This is a genomic window from Streptomyces sp. GC420 (assembly GCF_009916105.1).
Lineage (GTDB): Bacteria > Actinomycetota > Actinomycetes > Streptomycetales > Streptomycetaceae > Streptomyces.
The window spans coordinates 1-16343 of the sequence record NZ_JAAAXQ010000174.1 but is presented as its reverse complement, the minus strand read 5'-3'; the positions used below and the strand labels follow the sequence as shown (position 1 = coordinate 16343).

The 16343-nt window shown below is 72.0% G+C and carries 15 protein-coding genes and 1 pseudogene; 11 read left to right on the top strand and 5 right to left on the bottom strand.

The annotated features are described in order from the left end of the window. The 5 genes and pseudogenes from GUY61_RS21305 to GUY61_RS21285 form a co-directional block, all read left to right on the top strand. Positions 1-405 (top strand): annotated as a pseudogene (locus tag GUY61_RS21305) (Tat pathway signal sequence domain protein); the annotation flags it as partial. 186 nt (positions 406-591) lie between these two features. Further along, positions 592-1899: a copper amine oxidase gene (locus tag GUY61_RS21300; protein ID WP_166631822.1), complete on the top strand. Its 1308-nt coding sequence runs from the start codon at positions 592-594 to the stop codon at positions 1897-1899. Positions 1900-1989: 90 nt separating this feature from the next. Continuing rightward, positions 1990-3231 (top strand): SAV2148 family HEPN domain-containing protein, encoded by a 1242-nt coding sequence (locus tag GUY61_RS21295; protein ID WP_166631821.1) that lies wholly within the window; start codon positions 1990-1992, stop codon positions 3229-3231. Between the two features lie 371 nt (positions 3232-3602). Continuing rightward, complete coding sequence (locus GUY61_RS21290; protein WP_166631820.1) at positions 3603-4319, top strand: 3'-5' exonuclease; 717 nt, start codon at positions 3603-3605, stop codon at positions 4317-4319. A gap of 74 nt (positions 4320-4393) precedes the next feature. After that, positions 4394-4837 carry a VOC family protein gene (locus tag GUY61_RS21285; protein ID WP_166631819.1) on the top strand — a complete coding sequence of 148 codons (444 nt, stop codon included), beginning with the start codon at positions 4394-4396 and terminating at the stop codon, positions 4835-4837. Between the two features lie 78 nt (positions 4838-4915). Here the strand turns inward: GUY61_RS21285 and GUY61_RS21280 are convergent, their stop codons facing one another. Further along, positions 4916-5785, bottom strand: a complete 870-nt coding sequence (locus GUY61_RS21280; protein ID WP_398956340.1) for a phosphotransferase enzyme family protein — start codon at positions 5783-5785, stop codon at positions 4916-4918. A gap of 173 nt (positions 5786-5958) precedes the next feature. On the opposite strand from GUY61_RS21280, the gene mgt reads away from it, so the two are divergent. Continuing rightward, positions 5959-7152 carry a macrolide-inactivating glycosyltransferase gene (gene mgt, locus GUY61_RS21275; protein ID WP_166631817.1) on the top strand — a complete coding sequence of 398 codons (1194 nt, stop codon included), beginning with the start codon at positions 5959-5961 and terminating at the stop codon, positions 7150-7152. Between the two features lie 662 nt (positions 7153-7814). Here mgt and GUY61_RS21270 read toward each other — a convergent pair. Beyond that, positions 7815-10094 carry an MMPL family transporter gene (locus GUY61_RS21270; RefSeq protein WP_166631816.1) on the bottom strand — a complete coding sequence of 760 codons (2280 nt, stop codon included), beginning with the start codon at positions 10092-10094 and terminating at the stop codon, positions 7815-7817. A gap of 230 nt (positions 10095-10324) precedes the next feature. Here GUY61_RS21270 and GUY61_RS21265 point away from each other — a divergent pair, with 230 nt between their 5' ends. From GUY61_RS21265 to GUY61_RS21245, 5 genes are all read left to right on the top strand, one after another. Beyond that, entirely contained in the window at positions 10325-10879 is a 555-nt protein-coding gene (locus GUY61_RS21265) for a DUF1697 domain-containing protein (RefSeq protein WP_166631815.1), read from the top strand. Beyond that, a complete protein-coding gene (locus GUY61_RS21260; protein WP_166631814.1) occupies positions 10876-11343 on the top strand; it encodes a DUF4440 domain-containing protein in 468 nt (155 codons plus the stop codon). The genes GUY61_RS21265 and GUY61_RS21260 overlap by 4 nt, the downstream gene beginning before the upstream one ends. Continuing rightward, the gene (locus tag GUY61_RS21255) at positions 11340-11882 is read left to right on the top strand and encodes a tetratricopeptide repeat protein (protein WP_166631813.1); all 543 of its coding nucleotides are present in this window, start codon (positions 11340-11342) and stop codon (positions 11880-11882) included. The genes GUY61_RS21260 and GUY61_RS21255 overlap by 4 nt, the downstream gene beginning before the upstream one ends. 100 nt (positions 11883-11982) lie before the next feature. Beyond that, positions 11983-12993 carry a ketopantoate reductase family protein gene (locus tag GUY61_RS21250; protein WP_166631812.1) on the top strand — a complete coding sequence of 337 codons (1011 nt, stop codon included), beginning with the start codon at positions 11983-11985 and terminating at the stop codon, positions 12991-12993. A gap of 67 nt (positions 12994-13060) precedes the next feature. Further along, positions 13061-13720, top strand: coding sequence for a DsbA family protein (locus tag GUY61_RS21245; protein WP_166631811.1), 660 nt, complete (start codon positions 13061-13063; stop codon positions 13718-13720). 57 nt (positions 13721-13777) lie between these two features. On the opposite strand, the gene GUY61_RS21240 is transcribed toward GUY61_RS21245, so the two are convergent. Genes GUY61_RS21240 through GUY61_RS21230 form a run of 3 tightly spaced genes read right to left on the bottom strand, consistent with a single transcriptional unit; the run spans position 13778 to position 16302 of the window. After that, the gene (locus GUY61_RS21240) at positions 13778-14617 is read right to left on the bottom strand and encodes a sirohydrochlorin chelatase (protein ID WP_166631810.1); all 840 of its coding nucleotides are present in this window, start codon (positions 14615-14617) and stop codon (positions 13778-13780) included. A gap of 10 nt (positions 14618-14627) precedes the next feature. Beyond that, the gene (locus GUY61_RS21235) at positions 14628-15521 is read right to left on the bottom strand and encodes an ABC transporter permease (RefSeq protein WP_166631809.1); all 894 of its coding nucleotides are present in this window, start codon (positions 15519-15521) and stop codon (positions 14628-14630) included. Continuing rightward, positions 15508-16302, bottom strand: a complete 795-nt coding sequence (locus GUY61_RS21230) for an ABC transporter ATP-binding protein (RefSeq protein ID WP_166631808.1) — start codon at positions 16300-16302, stop codon at positions 15508-15510. The genes GUY61_RS21235 and GUY61_RS21230 overlap by 14 nt, the downstream gene beginning before the upstream one ends. Between the last annotated feature and the right edge of the window lie 41 nt (positions 16303-16343).

Below are 16343 nucleotides of genomic sequence, written 5' to 3'. Positions count from 1 at the left end.
GAGCTGTCGTACCACGACGACAAGGCCGACACCCTGGTCACCAAGACCGTCAACCTGGAGACCGGCAAGGTCGAGCAGACCGACACCCAGCGGGGCGTCCAGCCGCCGCCGACCGGCGCGGAGGCCCGTGAGGCGGCCGAACTGCTGATCGCCGCCCCGTTGGGCAAGGGCCTGAAGGCGGACTACAAGGACGCCACGAGCAAGGAACTGACCTCGGCCGACCAGCTGACGGTCACCGGCATGGTCTACCAGGTGTCCGCGGAGAGGCCCGGGCCCGCGTCGCTGGGCGAATGCGGCACGCACCGCTGCGTGACGCTGTTCACCAAGGTCAAGAACGGTCCCTGGATCGACACCAGGAGTCTGGTCGTCGACCTCAGCGCGCGGAAGGTCGGCAGCATCGGCTGACCCGCTCCACCGCCGTCCCGGCGAGCCCGGCCCCGGCCGCGGCGGCAGCGGACGCGGAAGCGGCGCACGCCAGGCACGGGCCGCAGCCACCCACCCCGGCGGCGGCCGCCGAATCCGGGCCCGGCCCTGCCGCCGCCCGGCCACACACCATTCTTCCTGCACCAGTACTGCGAGGAGTGCTTCTTCATGCACGTCAACAGAGTGAGCCGTGCCCGCAGGCGCGGGGCGGCGGCCCTCGCCGCGAGCGCGCTGCTCGGCGGCGCGGCCGTGGCGACGGGACCGGCCGCGAACGCCGCCACGCCCGAGGCGCCCGCCGCCGCGGCGGCCGACTGCAGCGACGCCTACAAGATCGAACAGACACTGTCCGGCGGCACCACATGGCGCATGTGCTGGTCGTACGAGCGGGAAGCGGGCCTCGTCCTGAACAAGGTCTCGTACCAGCCCAAGGGCGAGAACGCGCCGATCAAGGTCCTCACCACCGGCAAGCTGGGCCAGATCCACGTTCCCTACGACGACGGCCAGAACGAGTACGACGACCTCACCTCCTTCGGCTTCGGGATGGGGCTGCAGGGCCTCAAGGCCGCCGAGTGCCCCGGCGGCACCATCAAGACCGTCAAGCTGCCCGACGGCGGCGGCAACGTGAAGGGCCTGTGCACCACCACCAGGGCCCGCGGCCACGCCTACCGCATGGCGGGCGACGCCGCCGGCCAGGTGTGGCAGGCCCAGGGCAAGGACCTGCTCGTCTACACCGTGAACCAGGTCGGCTGGTACGAATACATGACCGAGTGGCGCTTCTCCGACGACGGCACCGTCAACGCCAACGTCGGCGCCACGGGAAGCCTGTCCTACGGCGACTACGACGCCGGTGACGGCCGCGGCTGGCCCATCGGCAAGGGCGCCAAGGACTACGCCACCAGCCACAGCCACAACGTCTTCTGGCGGCTGAACTTCGGCCTCGACGGCAAGCCCTCCAAGGTCGAGCAGTACGACTCCAAGCTCACGGCGCCGAGCGGCGGCGGCACCCCGAAGATCAAGACCACCCGCACGAAGGTCACCAAGGAACTCGCGGGCGACGTCAAGACCTACCGGTGGTGGCGGATGGTCAGCGCCACCGGCAAGAACAAGGACAACCACGCCCGCAGTTACGAGATCGTGCCCGGCCCCTCCACGAAGTACCCGGGACGCGGCTACACCAAGCACGACGTCTACTTCACCGAGTACAACAAGTGTGAGCAGTTCGCCAGCAACAACCTGCGCAGCTGCGGGGCCGGCGCGGGCAAGAGCGTCGACAAGTGGGTCAACGGGCAGACGCTGACGCGCCCCGTCACATGGGTGAACATCGGCTTCCACCACATCGCCCGTGACGAGGACCAGCAGCCGATGCCCGTCCACTGGCAGGGCTTCCAGATGGTTCCGCGCGACGTCACGGCCATGAACCCGCTCACCCCGGACGCGCTGAAGAACCAGAACGGCAACTACATGTCCGGGCGTTGACGAAGGAGCCTGCGCATCCGGCTGCACCGCGTCCCGATCGCGGAGTACCCTTCCTTGATCGTTCGAACAGGGCTGGGAAGGGGTGCGTGGGTGAGCTCGGGCGGGCTGGAGCTGCCTCCTGGTGACGGTGGTCACGAGGGCGGCCCCACGGATGTCCCACCGGGCTCGGTGACCCTGGCCCGGCCGATGGAGACGGGTTCTCAGATCGGACCGGAACTGGACTGGGGCACCGAGGCCTGGACCGAAGTGCGCACCCGCGCACAGCGGGCAGGCCGGGCCTACGTCTGGCTGAATCTGGTGGAACAGCGGCTGCGCGCGGTCGTGGCCGCTGTTCTGCGTCCCATCTACGAACCCGTCCACGGCGAGGACTGGGCCGTCGCCGCCGCGGGCCCGGCCGGCCAGGAATGGGTGCAGCGGGCCGTCGCCGTACGGGAGGTCAGCCGCCGCAAGGGTTATCTCCTGGACCCCGCGGACGACAACGTGCTGAGCTTTCTCACCCTCCCGCAGCTGCGGGAGCTGATGGTCCAGCACTGGCCCTGCTTCGAGCCGTACTTCGACGACCGGCGTGATGTCGAACTCGCCCTGGACGAGCTCGAGGTGGCCCGCAACGTCGTCTCCAGGAACCGGGCACTCAACGAGACCGTCCTGGCCCAGGCCGAGCGCGCCTCCGCGCGCCTGCTGGAGATACTCGGCGGCGGCGCCGGGGTGCCCTCGGCGCACCGGCTGCCGGTCGACGCCCTGGAGGACCTCGTCGGCGACCGGTTCGCCGATGTGGTGGGCGTACACCCCGACCGGGTGCGGCTGCAGCGCCAGCTGCCCGCCGAGGACCTCTTCGGCGGCGCCCGGCGTATCGACGCCATCGGGATAGGGCTCAACCTGCTGGTGCAGAACTTCTCCGGGCGGCGCCTGGTGCGCCTCGCCGAATCCGGCTGCCGGGTGCGGCTGGTCTTCCTCAACCCGGCCAGCAGCGCCGTGAAGCGGCGCGAGCGGGAACTGGGCATCAAGAAGGGCGAACTGAGCCGCTCGGTGGAGATGAACATCCTCCACATGCGGCGTGTGCGGTCGCGGCTGCGCGATCCGGGCGCCTTCGAGATCCACGTCTTCGACGAGACGCCGCGCTTCACCGCCTACCTGGTCGACGGGGACGGCTCCGACGGCATCGCCGTCGTCCAGTCCTACCTGCGCCGGGCACGTGGCATGGAGGCACCGGTGCTGGTGCTGCGCGGCGGGCGCCGGGTGGTGCGCTCGGGGCAGGAGAGCGACCACGGCCTGTTCGAGACCTACCGTGAGGAATTCGAGTCGGTATGGGTGGACTCGCGCCCTGTCTCCTGATCTGCCCAGCATATTCGACTGTGTCCGTTTCTATTCGCGTCCCACCGCATCCATCCGGACATGTCCATAAGGCGGCTGACGCGCCGTCGATTGTCAGTGGCGGGTGGGAAGGTGAAGACACCTGAGCACGAGAGATGGGGGGAGTCAGTGATGCGCTGGCACCGGGAGCCGCTGACCGGCTTCGACCTGGGGACCATGGGCGCCCGCCCGCACAGGGCGAGTGAGCCGAAGGGGCGCGCCTGCGCCGAAAGGGAGAACGCGCACAGGCCGCGAGGGACGAGTGGCCGAGCACGATCGTCCGTCGGCACTGGCTTCGGAGCCCCGGAGGCGAACCGAGCCGCGGAAAGAGGCGCCGGAGCGGGGGGCCCGCGATGAGCTGGACCAGCGGGCCGCTGGCCGCGTTCGACCTGGAGACGACGGGCACCGACGTCGAGTCCGACCGCATCGTCACCGCGGCGGTCGTCGCGGTGGACCCGGACGGGCGCATCTCGCGGGAACGGACCTGGCTGCTCGACCCGGGCGTTCCCATTCCCGAGCAGGCCGCGGCGATCCACGGCATCTCCACCGAGCATGTGCGCAAGCACGGGACGCGGGCCGCTCCCGCGATCGAGGAGATAACGTCCGCCGTCGCCGAGGTGCTGGCCTCGGGCACCCCGCTGGTGGTGATGAACGCGCGCTACGACCTGTCCCTCCTCGACCGGGAGTGCCGCCGCCACGGGATACGGCCGCTGGCCGAGCGGCTGAGCGGGAAGCCCGCCCCCGTCATCGACCCCCTGGTCCTGGACAAGCACGTGGACCGCTACAGAAAGGGCAAGCGGAACCTCCAGGCCCTGTGCGAGCACTACGGCGTACCGCTCGACGACGCCCACAACGCGGTCGCCGACGCGGTGGCCGCGGCCCGCGCGGCGCGCAGCATGGGGACGAAGTACACGGACATAGGAGGCGTCGGGCTCGCGGACCTCCACGAACTGCAGGTGCGCGCGGCGGCCGAACAGTCCGCGTCGCTCCAGAAGTACCTCCGCCGCACATCGAACCCCGGCGCACGGGTCGAAGGGGCCTGGCCCCTCATCCCCCGCCCCGGGAGCTGACGGCCGTGCCGGGGCCTCCTGGCGGCGGCACCACCGAGGACGGCCCGGCCCCCGGTGGGGGAGCCGGCCGTCCGGTGAGCGGGACGCTGCACCACGTCGAACTCTGGGTCCCGGACATCGACCGGGCGGTGGCCACGGTCGGCCGGCTGCTGGAGGCGCTCGGCCACACGCCCTTCCAGAGCTGGGAAGCGGGCCGCAGTTGGCGGCTCGGTACGACCTATCTGGTGCTGGAGCAGTCTCCGGCCCTCACCGCCGGCCGGCACGACCGTCACCGGCCGGGGCTCAACCACCTGGCCTTCCACGTCGAGGACGACGCCGAGGTCGACAGACTGGCCGCCGACGCCGTGCGGCACGGCTGGCGCCTGATGTTCCAGGACCGGCACCCCTACGCGGGCGGTCCGCGGCACTACGCCGCCTACCTGGAGAACGAGGACGGCTTCGAGGTCGAACTCGTGGCGGCGGACGGACCGCGCAGGGACCCACCCGGCGTGGATGCGGGCGCTGCTGGACGGACCTGACGGACCTGACGGACGTCCATCCGCCGTGTGCCGGGGCCGCTGCGGGTCGGGGCGTCGGTGCGGGGTACGGGCCCCGGGTCAGAACGGATACCACCGCACGGACTGGTCCTCGTCGCGCAGGGAGGCGACACGGCGCCGGAACTCGGCCAGGGCCGCCGGGTTGGCGGGGGCGTGCTGGGCCACCCAGGCGCAGCTCGCCGTCTCCCGGGCGCCGCGCAGCACCGCGCAGCCTTCCCACTCCCGGACGTCCCAGCCGTAGGTCCTGGTGAACGCGTCGTAGGCCTCGGCGGGCAGCCCGTAGCGGTCCTTGGACAGGGCCATCACCACCAGGTCGTGCTCGCGCAGATCGGAGGAGAACGTCTCCAGGTCCACCAGCACCGGCCCGTCGGGCCCGACGAGGACGTTGCGGGGCAGTGCGTCACCGTGGATCGGTCCCGGCACGAGGCGCGGGGCCAGCGCGGCCGCGGCGGCCGCGAAACCGTCCCTGCGTCCGCGCAGATAGTCCGCGTCGGCCCGGTCGATGGCGTCCCCGGCCAGCCGCAGCCACCGCTCGACACCGTCGAGCAGTTCCCGGCGCGGCAGCGGGAAGGGCGGCTCCGGCAGGGCGTGCACCATCCGCAACAGCTCCGCGAGGTCCCGCGGCTCCGCCGGCCGCACGGGCTCCGGCAGCCGGTGCCACACCGTCACCGGGTGCCCGTCGACCAGCCGCGCCCCGGGCTCCGCGCCCCGCACCGCCGGCACTCCGGCGCCGGCCAGCCAGTCCGCGACGGCAAGTTCCCGCTCGGCGCGTTCGAGCAGCTCCGCCGAGCGCCCGACCTTCACCACGAGCCCGCCCGCCGCGAACACCGCGTTCTCGCCCAGCGAGACCAGCTCGGCGTCGCGCAGGTCCGCCGGCAGCGCCGCCCGCGCCCTGTCCTCGTCGAAGGGAACCTCCCGTGAACCCGCCACAACGACCTCCACCCTCCCCGGCCGGTCCCTCGACCCGCGCTCCGACGGGCACATTCTCTCAGCCGGGGAGGAGCGCGCCCGGCGCCCACCCCCGCTGCCGGGCGCCGCGCATCCGGACCCGCCCGACGGCAATCCGATTGCACGAGACGTCTCGTCTCGTCTACCCTGTGTGCATGCACCCAGCGCACATCGCGATGTTCAGCATCGCGGCCCACGGCCACGTCAACCCGAGCCTGGAGATCGTCCGAGAACTGGTGGCCCGCGGCCACCGGGTCACCTACGCCGTCCCCGAGTCCTTCGCGGGCAAGGTCGCGGTCACCGGTGCCGAACCCAGGATCTACCGCTCCACGCTGCCGACCGAGGACGAACCCGAGGCATGGGGCACGGAGGTGATCGACAACGTCGAGCCCTTCCTCGCGGACGCCGTGCAGGCCCTGCCCCAGCAGCTCGCGGCGTACGAGGGGGACGAACCCGACCTCGTGCTGGCGGACATCACGGCCTACCCCGCGCGGGTGCTGGCCCACCGGTGGGGAGTGCCCTTTGTCCAGCTCTCGCCCAACCTCGTCGCCTGGGAGGGGTACGAGGAGGAGGTGGCCGCGCCGATGGTCGCCGAGATCATGAGCACCGAGCGCGGCAGGGCCTACTACGCCCGCTTCCGCGCCTGGCTCGACGAGAACGGCCTGTCGCACCTGAGCCCGGACGAGTTCGCGGGCCGCCCGCCGCGCAGCCTCGTCGTCATGCCGAAGGCCCTCCAGCCGCAGGCGGACCGCGTGGACGAGTCCGTCTACACCTTCGTCGGCGCCTGCCAGGGCGACCGGGCGGAACAGGGCGACTGGCAGCGCCCGGCGGACGCGGAGAAGGTGCTGCTGGTCTCCCTCGGCTCGGCCTTCACCAAGGAACCGGAGTTCTACCGCGAGTGCCTGAGGGCCTTCGGTGACCTGCCCGGCTGGCACGTGGTGCTCCAGATCGGCAAGTTCGTCGACCCGGCGGAACTCGGCCCCGTCCCGGACAACGTGGAGGTGCACGACTGGGTGCCGCAACTGGCGGTGCTCAGGCAGGCCGACGCCTTCATCACCCACGCGGGAGCCGGCGGCAGCCAGGAGGGACTGGCCACGGCCACGCCGATGGTCGCCGTGCCGCAGGCAGTCGACCAGTTCGGCAACGCCGCCGTCCTGGAGTCCCTCGGCGTCGCCCGTCACGTGCCGAAGGAGCAGGCCACCGCGCAGGCGCTGCGCGAGGCCGTGCTCGCCGTGGCGGACGACCCGGAGGTCGCCGCGAGGCTGGCGGCCGTCGGGCGTGAGATGGCCGCCGAGGGCGGTACGAAGCGGGCGGCCGACCTCATCGAGGCGGAACTGCCCGCCCGGTGAGGCCGGGGCGGTTCGGCGCGAGGACGGCGCGAGGGCGGCACCAGGCCTGGGTGAGCCCTGGCTGCGCGGGCGGCGGTAAGAGCGACGAGTGGGCGGTGGGCGCGGGATTCACGTGCTGTGGCCGGCAGGAACGCCCGCCGGGCGAGGCGTCGAGGGCGCGAGTCGAGGGGCGAGGCGGCGGGGCGAAGCGGTGAGCGGGCCGACCGGGGCCCGCCGGCCGTCCCGCGGGGAACCGGCCCCCGTCCGTGCCCTGGCCGGGCGGCCGGGGCCGGCTCGGGCGTCCGGATTCGGGCACTCAGTCCCGGGCGCTCACTCCCGGCGGTCCGGCGCTGCCCCCGGATCCCCGGCGCACCCGCCGCCGGAAGCGCCCGGAGCGCCGCTCTCGCATGAAGCCGTCGGCATCTCCCCCTGGGCGTCGGCGTGCGCGCGACTGTTCAGCCACATGGCCGTCGGCACTCCGATCACCCCGGCCACGGCACCTCGTATCAGCATCCGCCTGTCCACGGTCTCCCCTCCCGGCAGGTGACGATTCACCTCTACGACGACCGTGCGGTGCGAGAGGTTGTACGCCCGCGCCCCACGAATCGCACCGCGGCCCAGGAGCGACTCCCGCTCCTGGGCCGCGGTCCGTCACAGCGGTCACGGACGAGGCCGTTTCCGGGTCAGACGCGCACCGCTTCCACCGGCTCCTCCTCGTCGCCCGCGACCCGGGCGGGCAACGGCGGCGCGGGCTCGTCGTGGGTGAGGTCGGGCAGCCATCGCAGCCACTTCGGCAGGTACCAGTTGTGGTCGCCGAGCAGCGCCATCACGGCGGGCAGCAGCACCCCGCGGATCACGGTGGCGTCGATGAGGACCGCTGCCGCCAGACCCACGCCCATCTGCTTCATGGACTGCATCGACAGCGTTCCGAAGATCGCGAACACCGCGACCATGATGACCGCGGCGCTGGTCACCACGCCCGCCGTCGTCACGACGCCATGGGTGATGGCGTCCTTCGTGGAGCGCCCCTGCACCTTCGCCTCGCGGATCCGGGACACGACGAACACGTGGTAGTCCATGCTCAGCCCGAAGAGGATCACGAAGAGGAACAGCGGCAGCCACGAGACGATGGCGCCGACCCCCTCCGCGCCCACCAGCGAGGCGCCCCAGCCGTGCTGGAAGATGGCCGTCAGAATGCCGTACGCCGCGCCCACCGACAGCAGGTTCAGAATGATCGAGGTCACCGCGATCGTCAGTGAGCGGAAGCAGAGCAGCATCAGCACGAAGGCGAAGATCACGACGAAGACGAAGACCGGGAGGACCGAGCCCACGATCCGGTCGTTGAAGTCCTTCGAGCCCGCGACCATGCCGGTCACCGGAGCCTCGACTCCGTCGACCTTGCCGAGGGTGTCCGGCCTGACCTCGTCGCGGAGGGTCGTGAGCGACTGCTCCGCCTTCTCCTGGTCGGAGCCGCCGACCAGCGGCACGTAGATGAAGGCCACGTTCCGCTCGTCGTGCGTGACCACCTCGACCGGGCCCCTCGACGCGCCGGAACTCACCGCACGCTCACGGAACGCGGCGATCGCCGAGGCCACCTCGGGGTCGCTGATGTCCTCGGCCCTGACGACGACCTCGGCCGGGTCGGAACCGCCGGGGAATGCCTCGTTCAGCCTGTTGTACGTCGCGACGATCGGCTGCGAGTCACCGAACTCCTGGTCCAGCGTGAGGTTCTGGGTCTTCATCCCCACCGCGGGCGACGCGACCGCGAGCAGCGCGCCCGCCGCCACCAGCAGGGAGACCACCGGCCTGTGGAGCACGCCGCGGAGCACCCTGCTCCACAGCCTGCTCCCGCCGGCCGCGTCCCCCCGCTTGACACGGCGAAGGAACGGCACCCGGCCCTTCTCCACGCGCTCACCGAGCAGCGAGAGCAGCGCGGGAAGCACGGTGACCGAACCGACCATCGCCACCGCGACGACCATCAGCGAGGCGAGGCCCATCGCCTCGAACTCGCCGATACCGGTGAAGAGCATGCCGGCCATGGCCACGCAGACCGTGACGCCCGAGACGATGACCGCCCGGCCACTGGTCGCCGCCGCGATCTGCAGCGCGGTCGCCGCGTCGCGTCCCGCCTCCCGCTCCTCGCGCTCGCGCCGCAGGTAGAACAGGCAGTAGTCGACGCCGACCGCCAGGCCCACCAGCAGCATCACGGAGTCCGCCGTCTCGCTCATCGGCTGGACATGACTCACGAGGGCCATCAGACCCATCGTCGCGATGATCGCGGTGATCGCCAGTGCCACCGGCAGCAGCGCCGCGACCAGCGCGCCGAAGGCGATGAGCAGAATGCCCAGCGCGACCGGCACCGCGGAGAGCTCGGCCTGCTTGAAGTCCTCGCCGTACGCGTCGTCGAAGGTCTTGGCCATGCTGGCGCTGCCGATCTCCTCGATCCGCAGCCGGTCCTCGTGCCGGTCCTGGACCTCGCCCACCGCGTCGAGGACCGGTTCTATCCGCTCGCCGGCCGTGTCGGGGGAGCCGCGCACGTCGAACTGCACCAGCGCGCTGCGGCCGTCCTTGGAGATCGTGCCGGAGTCGTACGGCGAGGTGACCGCGGTGACCTCGCCGGTGGCCTCGACAGCCTTCACCACGTCGTCGACGGCGGTGCGGAACTCCGGGTCCGTCGTCCTCGTCGCCCCGTCACGCGCCTGGAGGAGCACGGTCTCGGAGGCCAGTTCCTCTATGCCGGCGTCCTCGATGATCTGTTCGGCCTGGCTGACCTCGCCGGACATCTGCTCGCTGTCCTTGACGTCCACCCGGCCGGCAGCCGAGCCGAGCCCCATCGCCAGTACGACGAACAGCACCCAGATGCCGATCGCCGCCCACCGGTGCCGGGCGCTCCACCCGCCTGCCCTGGCGGCTATTCCGTGTGGCCGCAAGCCGTCGGCCGGCTGCGTCTTGGGCCTTCTCATGACGGGTTCTGCTCCCTCGTCGCACGATGAGCGGCCGGAGCTCCGAGCCGCTTCCGCCTGTCCCGGACGAGGCTATGGCGCAACGCCCGCGCCTTCGTCGTGCTGCCAGCCGAAACCAGGGAGTGGGTTGTCATCCTTCAGGCGCTGCCGCATCAGCTTCAAGGCTGACAGCCGCCCCTTACAGGTAAAGACATAAGGCCGTTGACAGAAGCACGCCTTAAGGTTTTCGCATGAGGACGACGTACGCGGCGCTCCTGCGTGGCATCAACGTGGGCGGCAGCAAGAAGGTTCCCATGGCGGAGCTGCGGGCACTGATCCAGGACATCGGGTACGGCGCCGTGCGCACCCACCTCAACAGCGGCAACGCCGTCTTCACGGCCGGGGGCACGGCCGCGGAGACCGTCGCGGAGCTGGAGAAGGCGATCGAGGCGCACTTCGGGTTCCAGGTCCCCTGCCTGGTGCGCGACACCGCCGGCCTGCGCGCGGTCGTCGAGGCCAACCCGTTCCCCGAGGGCACCTTCGAGGGCAACCGCCTGCACGTCACGTTCCTGTCGGAGCGGATCGGGGAGGGCTGGTTCGCGTCCGTCGATCCCGAGGCCTACGCGCCGGACGAATTCCGCCTCGGCGTCAGCGAGTTCTACCTGCACACGCCGAACGGAGTGGGCCGCTCCAAACTTGCGGAGGTCCTCTCCAGGCCCTCCGCGGTCCCGAAGGGCGTCACGGCGACCACCCGCAACTGGAACACCGTGACCGCGCTGCTGCGTCTGACGGAGGAGACCGCATGAACGGGCGGGACGGCGAGGACTTCCGCCACGACGCCCCGGACCGCCGGGACAGCGTCGACCGCCGGGACACCCACGGCGTCCGCGGCGAGAAGGAAGCCCTCGGCGAGGAGGACGACCGGGCCGCCGTGCAGGCCGCCGTCGACGGCGAGATGCGGCTGCTCGACCCTGAGGTACGCGCCTCGGGCGACCTCGTCGACGCCTATCTGCACCCCGACTTCACCGAGATCGGCCAGTCCGGCCGGGTCTGGGACCGCGCCGCGATCCTCGCCGCCCTGCCGGCCGGGGCGACCGCCGAGGAGGAGCGGATCACCGCCTCCGAGATGCGCGGCGTGCGGCTCGCCCACGACGTCGTCCACCTGACCTTCGTCACCGAGTGGAACGGTTCGCGGGCCCGCCGCAGCTCGCTGTGGCTGCGTACCGGCGAGGGCTGGAAACTCTGGTTCCATCAGGGGACGCCGGCATGAGCGGCCCCGGCCCCGGCCTCGGACCGCGGCTGCGCGAGGCGGTGGAACTCCGTTCCGCCGGCCGCCCGGAGGAGGCGCGGCGACGGCTGCTCGACCTCTGCAGGGAACATCCCGACCACGCCGGCGTCGCCTACCAGACGGCCTGGACACACGACGTGCTCGGCCTGGAGGCCGAAGCCCTCCCGCACTACGAACGGGCCCTGGACCGCCCGGGCCTGTCCCCGCGCGAGCGCGCCGGGGCCTGGCTCGGACTCGGCAGCACCCACCGGGTGCTGGGGCGCTACGAGGACGCGCTGGCGACCTTCGACCGGGGGCTCGGCGAGTTCCCCGGCGACCAGGCACTGCGCACCTTCCGCGCCATGGCGCTCTACAACCTGGGGCAGGCCCGGGAGGCGGTCGGCGCGCTGCTGAAGGTGCTGGCGGCCACGACCGGCGACGCGCAACTGCGGTCCTACCGCCGGGCCCTCGAGTACTACGCCGACGACCTCGACGGCGTCGTCGGGGAAGCGGGAGCGGCCGGCGCGGCCGGCGGCGGCTGAACGACCGCGAAGCGGGGACGCGCGGGGCCACGGGCAGGGCCACGGCCGCGGGCTCCGGGGCGGGGTGGGCCGGGCACTGCCCCTGTGCGAGGCTCGGACCATGCGCTACATCATCATCGGGGCGGGCGCCGTGGGCGGCGCCGTCGGAGGCAGGCTCGCGGGCGCGGGCGTCGACGTCGTACTGGTCGCGCGCGGCGCGCACTACGAGGCACTGCGTGAGGGCGGGCTCCGGCTCACCACGCCCGACGGCACCCGCACCCACCGGGTCCCCGTGGTGAGCGGCCCGGAAGAGGTCGGACTGCGCGCGGACGACGTACTGTTCCTCGCCGTGAAGATCCAGGACAGCGTGGCCGCCCTCGACGCCTGGAGCGGCCGCCCCGTCGAGGGCGGCGGCACGGCCGGCGAGCGGCTGCCGCTGGTCTGCGCGCAGAACGGCGTCGAGGGTGAACGGCTGGCGCTGCGCCGCTTCGACAGGGTCTACGGGATGTGCGTCTGGCTCCCCGCGACCTTCCTCGAGCCCGGCCGCGTCGCCGCGGCCGGTGCCCCGCTGACCGGAATCCTGCACCTCGGCCGCTACCCCGGAGGCACCGACGAGACCGCCCGCCGCATCGCGCGGGATCTGGAGAAGGCGCCGTTCGCCGCGCCGGTCGTACCCGATGTGATGCGCTGGAAGTACGCGAAGCTGCTGGCCAACACGGCCAACGCCATCGAGGCCGTGTGCGGGGTGTGGCGCGGGGACGCCGTGGCGGAGTCGCTGCACCGGCGGGCCACCGACGAGGCCCGGAGGGTCTACGCCGCGGCGGGCATCGACGCCGTGAGCCCCGAGGAGCAGCGCGAGGTGCGCGGCGACCGGGTGGCCTTCGTCTCGAACGAGGCGCGAGGGCTCGGTTCCTCCTGGCAGAGCCTCAGCCGGGGCACGGGCAGTGTCGAGGTGGACTACCTCAACGGGGAGATATCGCTGCTGGGGAAGCTGCACGGGGTGCCGACACCGGTCAACGACGTCCTCATGCGGACCACCGACGCCTTCGCGCGTGAGGGGCGGGAAGCGGGCAGCACGACCCCGGCCGAGCTGGCCCTGCTGGTCGACGGGGCGGAGCGGCGGCAGGACTGAAGTGGCCCGCTCCGGCCGCGGGGGATTGTCCCAGGGGAAGGGGACAATCGCCTCCTAGCCTGGGCCCATGACCTCGACGGACACGGCCTCGACGGACGCGGCCTCCACGGACGCGGCATCTTCCGCGACCGCGGTCGACTTCTGGTTCGACCCCGCATGCCCCTTCGCCTGGATCACCTCCCGCTGGATCCTGGAGGTCGAGCCTCACCGGAACCTTGACGTCCGTTTTCATGTGATGAGTCTTCACCTGCACAACGAGGGCAATGAACTGCCCGACTGGTACCGGGACCTGGTCGACCGCTCCCTCGGACCGGTACGCGTCGCCGTGGCCGCCGCCCGGCACCACGGCGACGCCGTCCTGCGCGACCTCTACACCGCCCTCGGCACCCGCATCCACGGCCGGGGCGAGAAGGACTTCGGCACCGCCGTGCGGGAGGCACTCGCGGAACTGGGGCTCCCCGCCTCACTCGCCGACGCCGCTCACTCCACGGAGTACGACGCCGCCCTGCGCGAGAGCCACAACGCGGGCAGGGACCCGGCCGCGGGTGCCTACGTCGGCACCCCCACCCTCCACCTCGGCGGTAAGGCCTTCTTCGGACCCGTGCTGAACTCCGTGCCGCGCGGCGAGGAGGCCGTCCGGCTCTTCGACGCCGTGCGCACCCTGGTCGGCCACGGTGACTTCTTCGAACTGAAGCGCACCCGCACCGGAAGCCTCAGCTTCGACTGAGACCGCCGCGGCCCATCCCGGCATGCGGCCCGCGCGGGCGGGGTCACGTGGGCCGGGTCACGCGCCGAGCGCCGTATGTGCCGCGCCCGGCCCGCACGCCGAGCCCGTGCCCGGCGTACGCGCCGCCCCCGTGCCCGGCGCGAGCGCCTCGCCGAATCGCCGGAGCAGCAGCCGGGCCAGTTCCGGTGCCGGCCCGAGCACCTCCGCCACCACGTCCGCCCCCTCGGCGCCGCGGGCGATCCGGTCCGGCAGGAACCCCGGGGCGATGACGTACGGGGCGACCGCCACGCGGCGAACGCCCTCGGCGCGCAGGGCACGCACCGCGTCCTCGGTCCGGGGAAGGGATGCGGAGGCGAACGCAGGCCGCACGGCACACCAACCAGAGGTGCGCCGCCACTCCCGCGCGATTTCTGCGATCACTGCGATCGCCTCCGGGTCTGAGGAGCCCGCCGAGGCCAGCACGACCCCGGTCGAGGCACGGTCACCGGGCCGCAGCCCGGCCTCTCGCAGCCGCCGCTCCAGCGCCGCCAGCAGCAGCGGCGACGGGCCGAGCACCTCGGTCCTGCTGATCCGCAGCTGCGGCAGCCGGGCCGACGCCTCGTGCAGGACGGCGGGGATGTCGGCCTTCGCGTGGAAGGCCCGGGTCAGCAGCAGGGGGAGGGCGACGATGTCGCGCGCCCCCTCGGCGGCCAGCCGCTCCAGGACCCGCGGCACGGAGGGGGCGTTGAAGTCCAGGAAGCCGGTCTCCACCCGCAGTCCGGGCCTCAGCGAGCGGACCCGCGCGGTGAGCGCGTGCACCGTCGCGGCGTGCCGAGGGTCCCGGCTTCCGTGGGCCACCACGAGGAGCACCTCGGAGCCCGGGCCCGGGGCAGCGGTACGCAGGACTGGGATACGCATGACGAAACGCTCAGTTCTTGGTGAGGAGGCCGCGGGTGCGCAGGACTCGTCGTTCCAGTGGGCTGAAGATGAGCAGGTCGATGGCGATGCCGACGGTGAGGATGAGGAGGATGGCGAGGAAGACCTGGGCCATGCTGGCGTTGTTGCGGCCGTTTTCGAGGAGTTGGCCGAGTCCGACGCCGAGGTCGGGGGATGAGGCGATGATTTCGGCGGCCATCAGGGAGCGCCAGGAGAAGGCCCAGCCCTGTTTGAGTCCGGCGAGGTAGCCGGGTAGGGCGGCGGGCATGACGATGTGGCGGGCTCCGTTCAGGCCGGTGGCGCCGAGGGTGCGGCCGGCGCGCAGGAACAGGGGTGGGATCTGGTCGATGCCGGCGACGAGGCCGTTGGCGATGGAGGGGACGGCGCCGAGGAGGATGACGGCGTACATCATGGAGTCGTTGAGGCCGAGCCAGAGGACGGCGGGGGGGACCCAGGCGACGGAGGGCAGGGACTGCAGGCCGGACAGGATGGGGCCGAGGGCGGCGCGGACGTAGGGGATGCGGGCGACGAGGAGGCCGAGGGGGGTGCCGATGGCGAGGGCGATGAGGAAGCCGAGGAGGCCGCGGGAGACGGATGTCCAGATGTAGTCGAGGAGGGTGCCCTGGAGCCAGGCGGTTTGTATTTCGTCCCAGACGGCGGTGGGGGCGGGGAGTTTGTAGGCGGGGGTGATGTGGGCCCAGACCAGGAGCTGCCATGCGGTCAGGACGAGGGTGACGGCGGTCAGGGGTGGCAGGATTTTGCGGGTCAGGGTCTGGTGCAGTGGGGGGCGGCCGGTGGGGGTGGTCTCCAGTGCGTCGAGCCCGGCTTCGAGTCCGGCGAGGTCCTGGGTGTCGTCCTTGTGCGGGCGGGTGTCAGTGCTGGCCATGTCGGCGGATCTCCCCACGCAGTTGTTCGGTGATCTCCACGGACAGTTCGGCGACGGTGCTGTCCTCGATGCGGCGCGGCTGGGGGATGTCGACGTTCCATTGGCGGGCGATGCGTCCGGGGCGGGACGACAGCAGCACCACCCGTTGGGCCAGCCGCACCGCCTCACGTACGTTGTGGGTCACGAACAGCACCGACAGCCCCGTCTCCCGCCAGATGCGGGTGAGTTCGTCGTGCAGGACGTCCCGGGTGATCGCGTCCAGTGCGGCGAACGGCTCGTCCATGAGCAGCAGGCGGCTGTCCTGGGCCAGCGCACGGGCCAGGGCGACGCGTTGGCGCATACCACCCGACAGTTCGTGGATGCGTTTGCGGTGGGCGCCGCCCAGTCGGACGAGTTCGAGGAGGCGTTCGGCTTCGGGTCGTCGTTCGGGGCGTGGGACGCCGCGGAGTTTGAGTGCGAGTTCGATGTTGCGGCCGGCGGTCAGCCAGGGGAACAGGGCGTGTTCCTGGAACATCAGGGCTGGGCGGCCGTCCGTACTGATCGTGCCCACGGTCGGCCGTTCCAGCCCCGCCACCAGATTCAGCAGCGTGGATTTGCCGCAGCCGGAGGCCCCGAGAAGGGTGACGAACTCGCCGGGTGCGACATCGAGGGTGATGTCGTCCAGGACGAGCTGCGTCCCGGTGGGGGTGCGGAAGGACTTCGAGACGTGCTCGATGCGGGCGGCGTGCGTCGCGGCCGTCGCGGTGTCGTCCTCGGCAGCCCTGGCGATGGTGGTGGCCATGGTCGTCACCTCCTGGGAACGGGGAACGGGGAACGGGGAAC

Coding starts and splice junctions, on each gene's coding strand:
- GUY61_RS21250 (WP_166631812.1), top strand. CDS start 11,983: ATGCGCTACATCATCATCGGGGCGGGCGCCGTGGGCGGCGCCGTCGGA.
- mgt (WP_166631817.1), top strand. CDS start 5,959: ATGCACCCAGCGCACATCGCGATGTTCAGCATCGCGGCCCACGGCCAC.
- GUY61_RS21240 (WP_166631810.1), bottom strand. CDS start 14,617: ATGCGTATCCCAGTCCTGCGTACCGCTGCCCCGGGCCCGGGCTCCGAG.
- GUY61_RS21260 (WP_166631814.1), top strand. CDS start 10,876: ATGAACGGGCGGGACGGCGAGGACTTCCGCCACGACGCCCCGGACCGC.
- GUY61_RS21290 (WP_166631820.1), top strand. CDS start 3,603: ATGAGCTGGACCAGCGGGCCGCTGGCCGCGTTCGACCTGGAGACGACG.
- GUY61_RS21300 (WP_166631822.1), top strand. CDS start 592: ATGCACGTCAACAGAGTGAGCCGTGCCCGCAGGCGCGGGGCGGCGGCC.
- GUY61_RS21245 (WP_166631811.1), top strand. CDS start 13,061: ATGACCTCGACGGACACGGCCTCGACGGACGCGGCCTCCACGGACGCG.
- GUY61_RS21270 (WP_166631816.1), bottom strand. CDS start 10,094: ATGAGAAGGCCCAAGACGCAGCCGGCCGACGGCTTGCGGCCACACGGA.
- GUY61_RS21230 (WP_166631808.1), bottom strand. CDS start 16,302: ATGGCCACCACCATCGCCAGGGCTGCCGAGGACGACACCGCGACGGCC.
- GUY61_RS21265 (WP_166631815.1), top strand. CDS start 10,325: ATGAGGACGACGTACGCGGCGCTCCTGCGTGGCATCAACGTGGGCGGC.
- GUY61_RS21255 (WP_166631813.1), top strand. CDS start 11,340: ATGAGCGGCCCCGGCCCCGGCCTCGGACCGCGGCTGCGCGAGGCGGTG.
- GUY61_RS21235 (WP_166631809.1), bottom strand. CDS start 15,521: ATGGCCAGCACTGACACCCGCCCGCACAAGGACGACACCCAGGACCTC.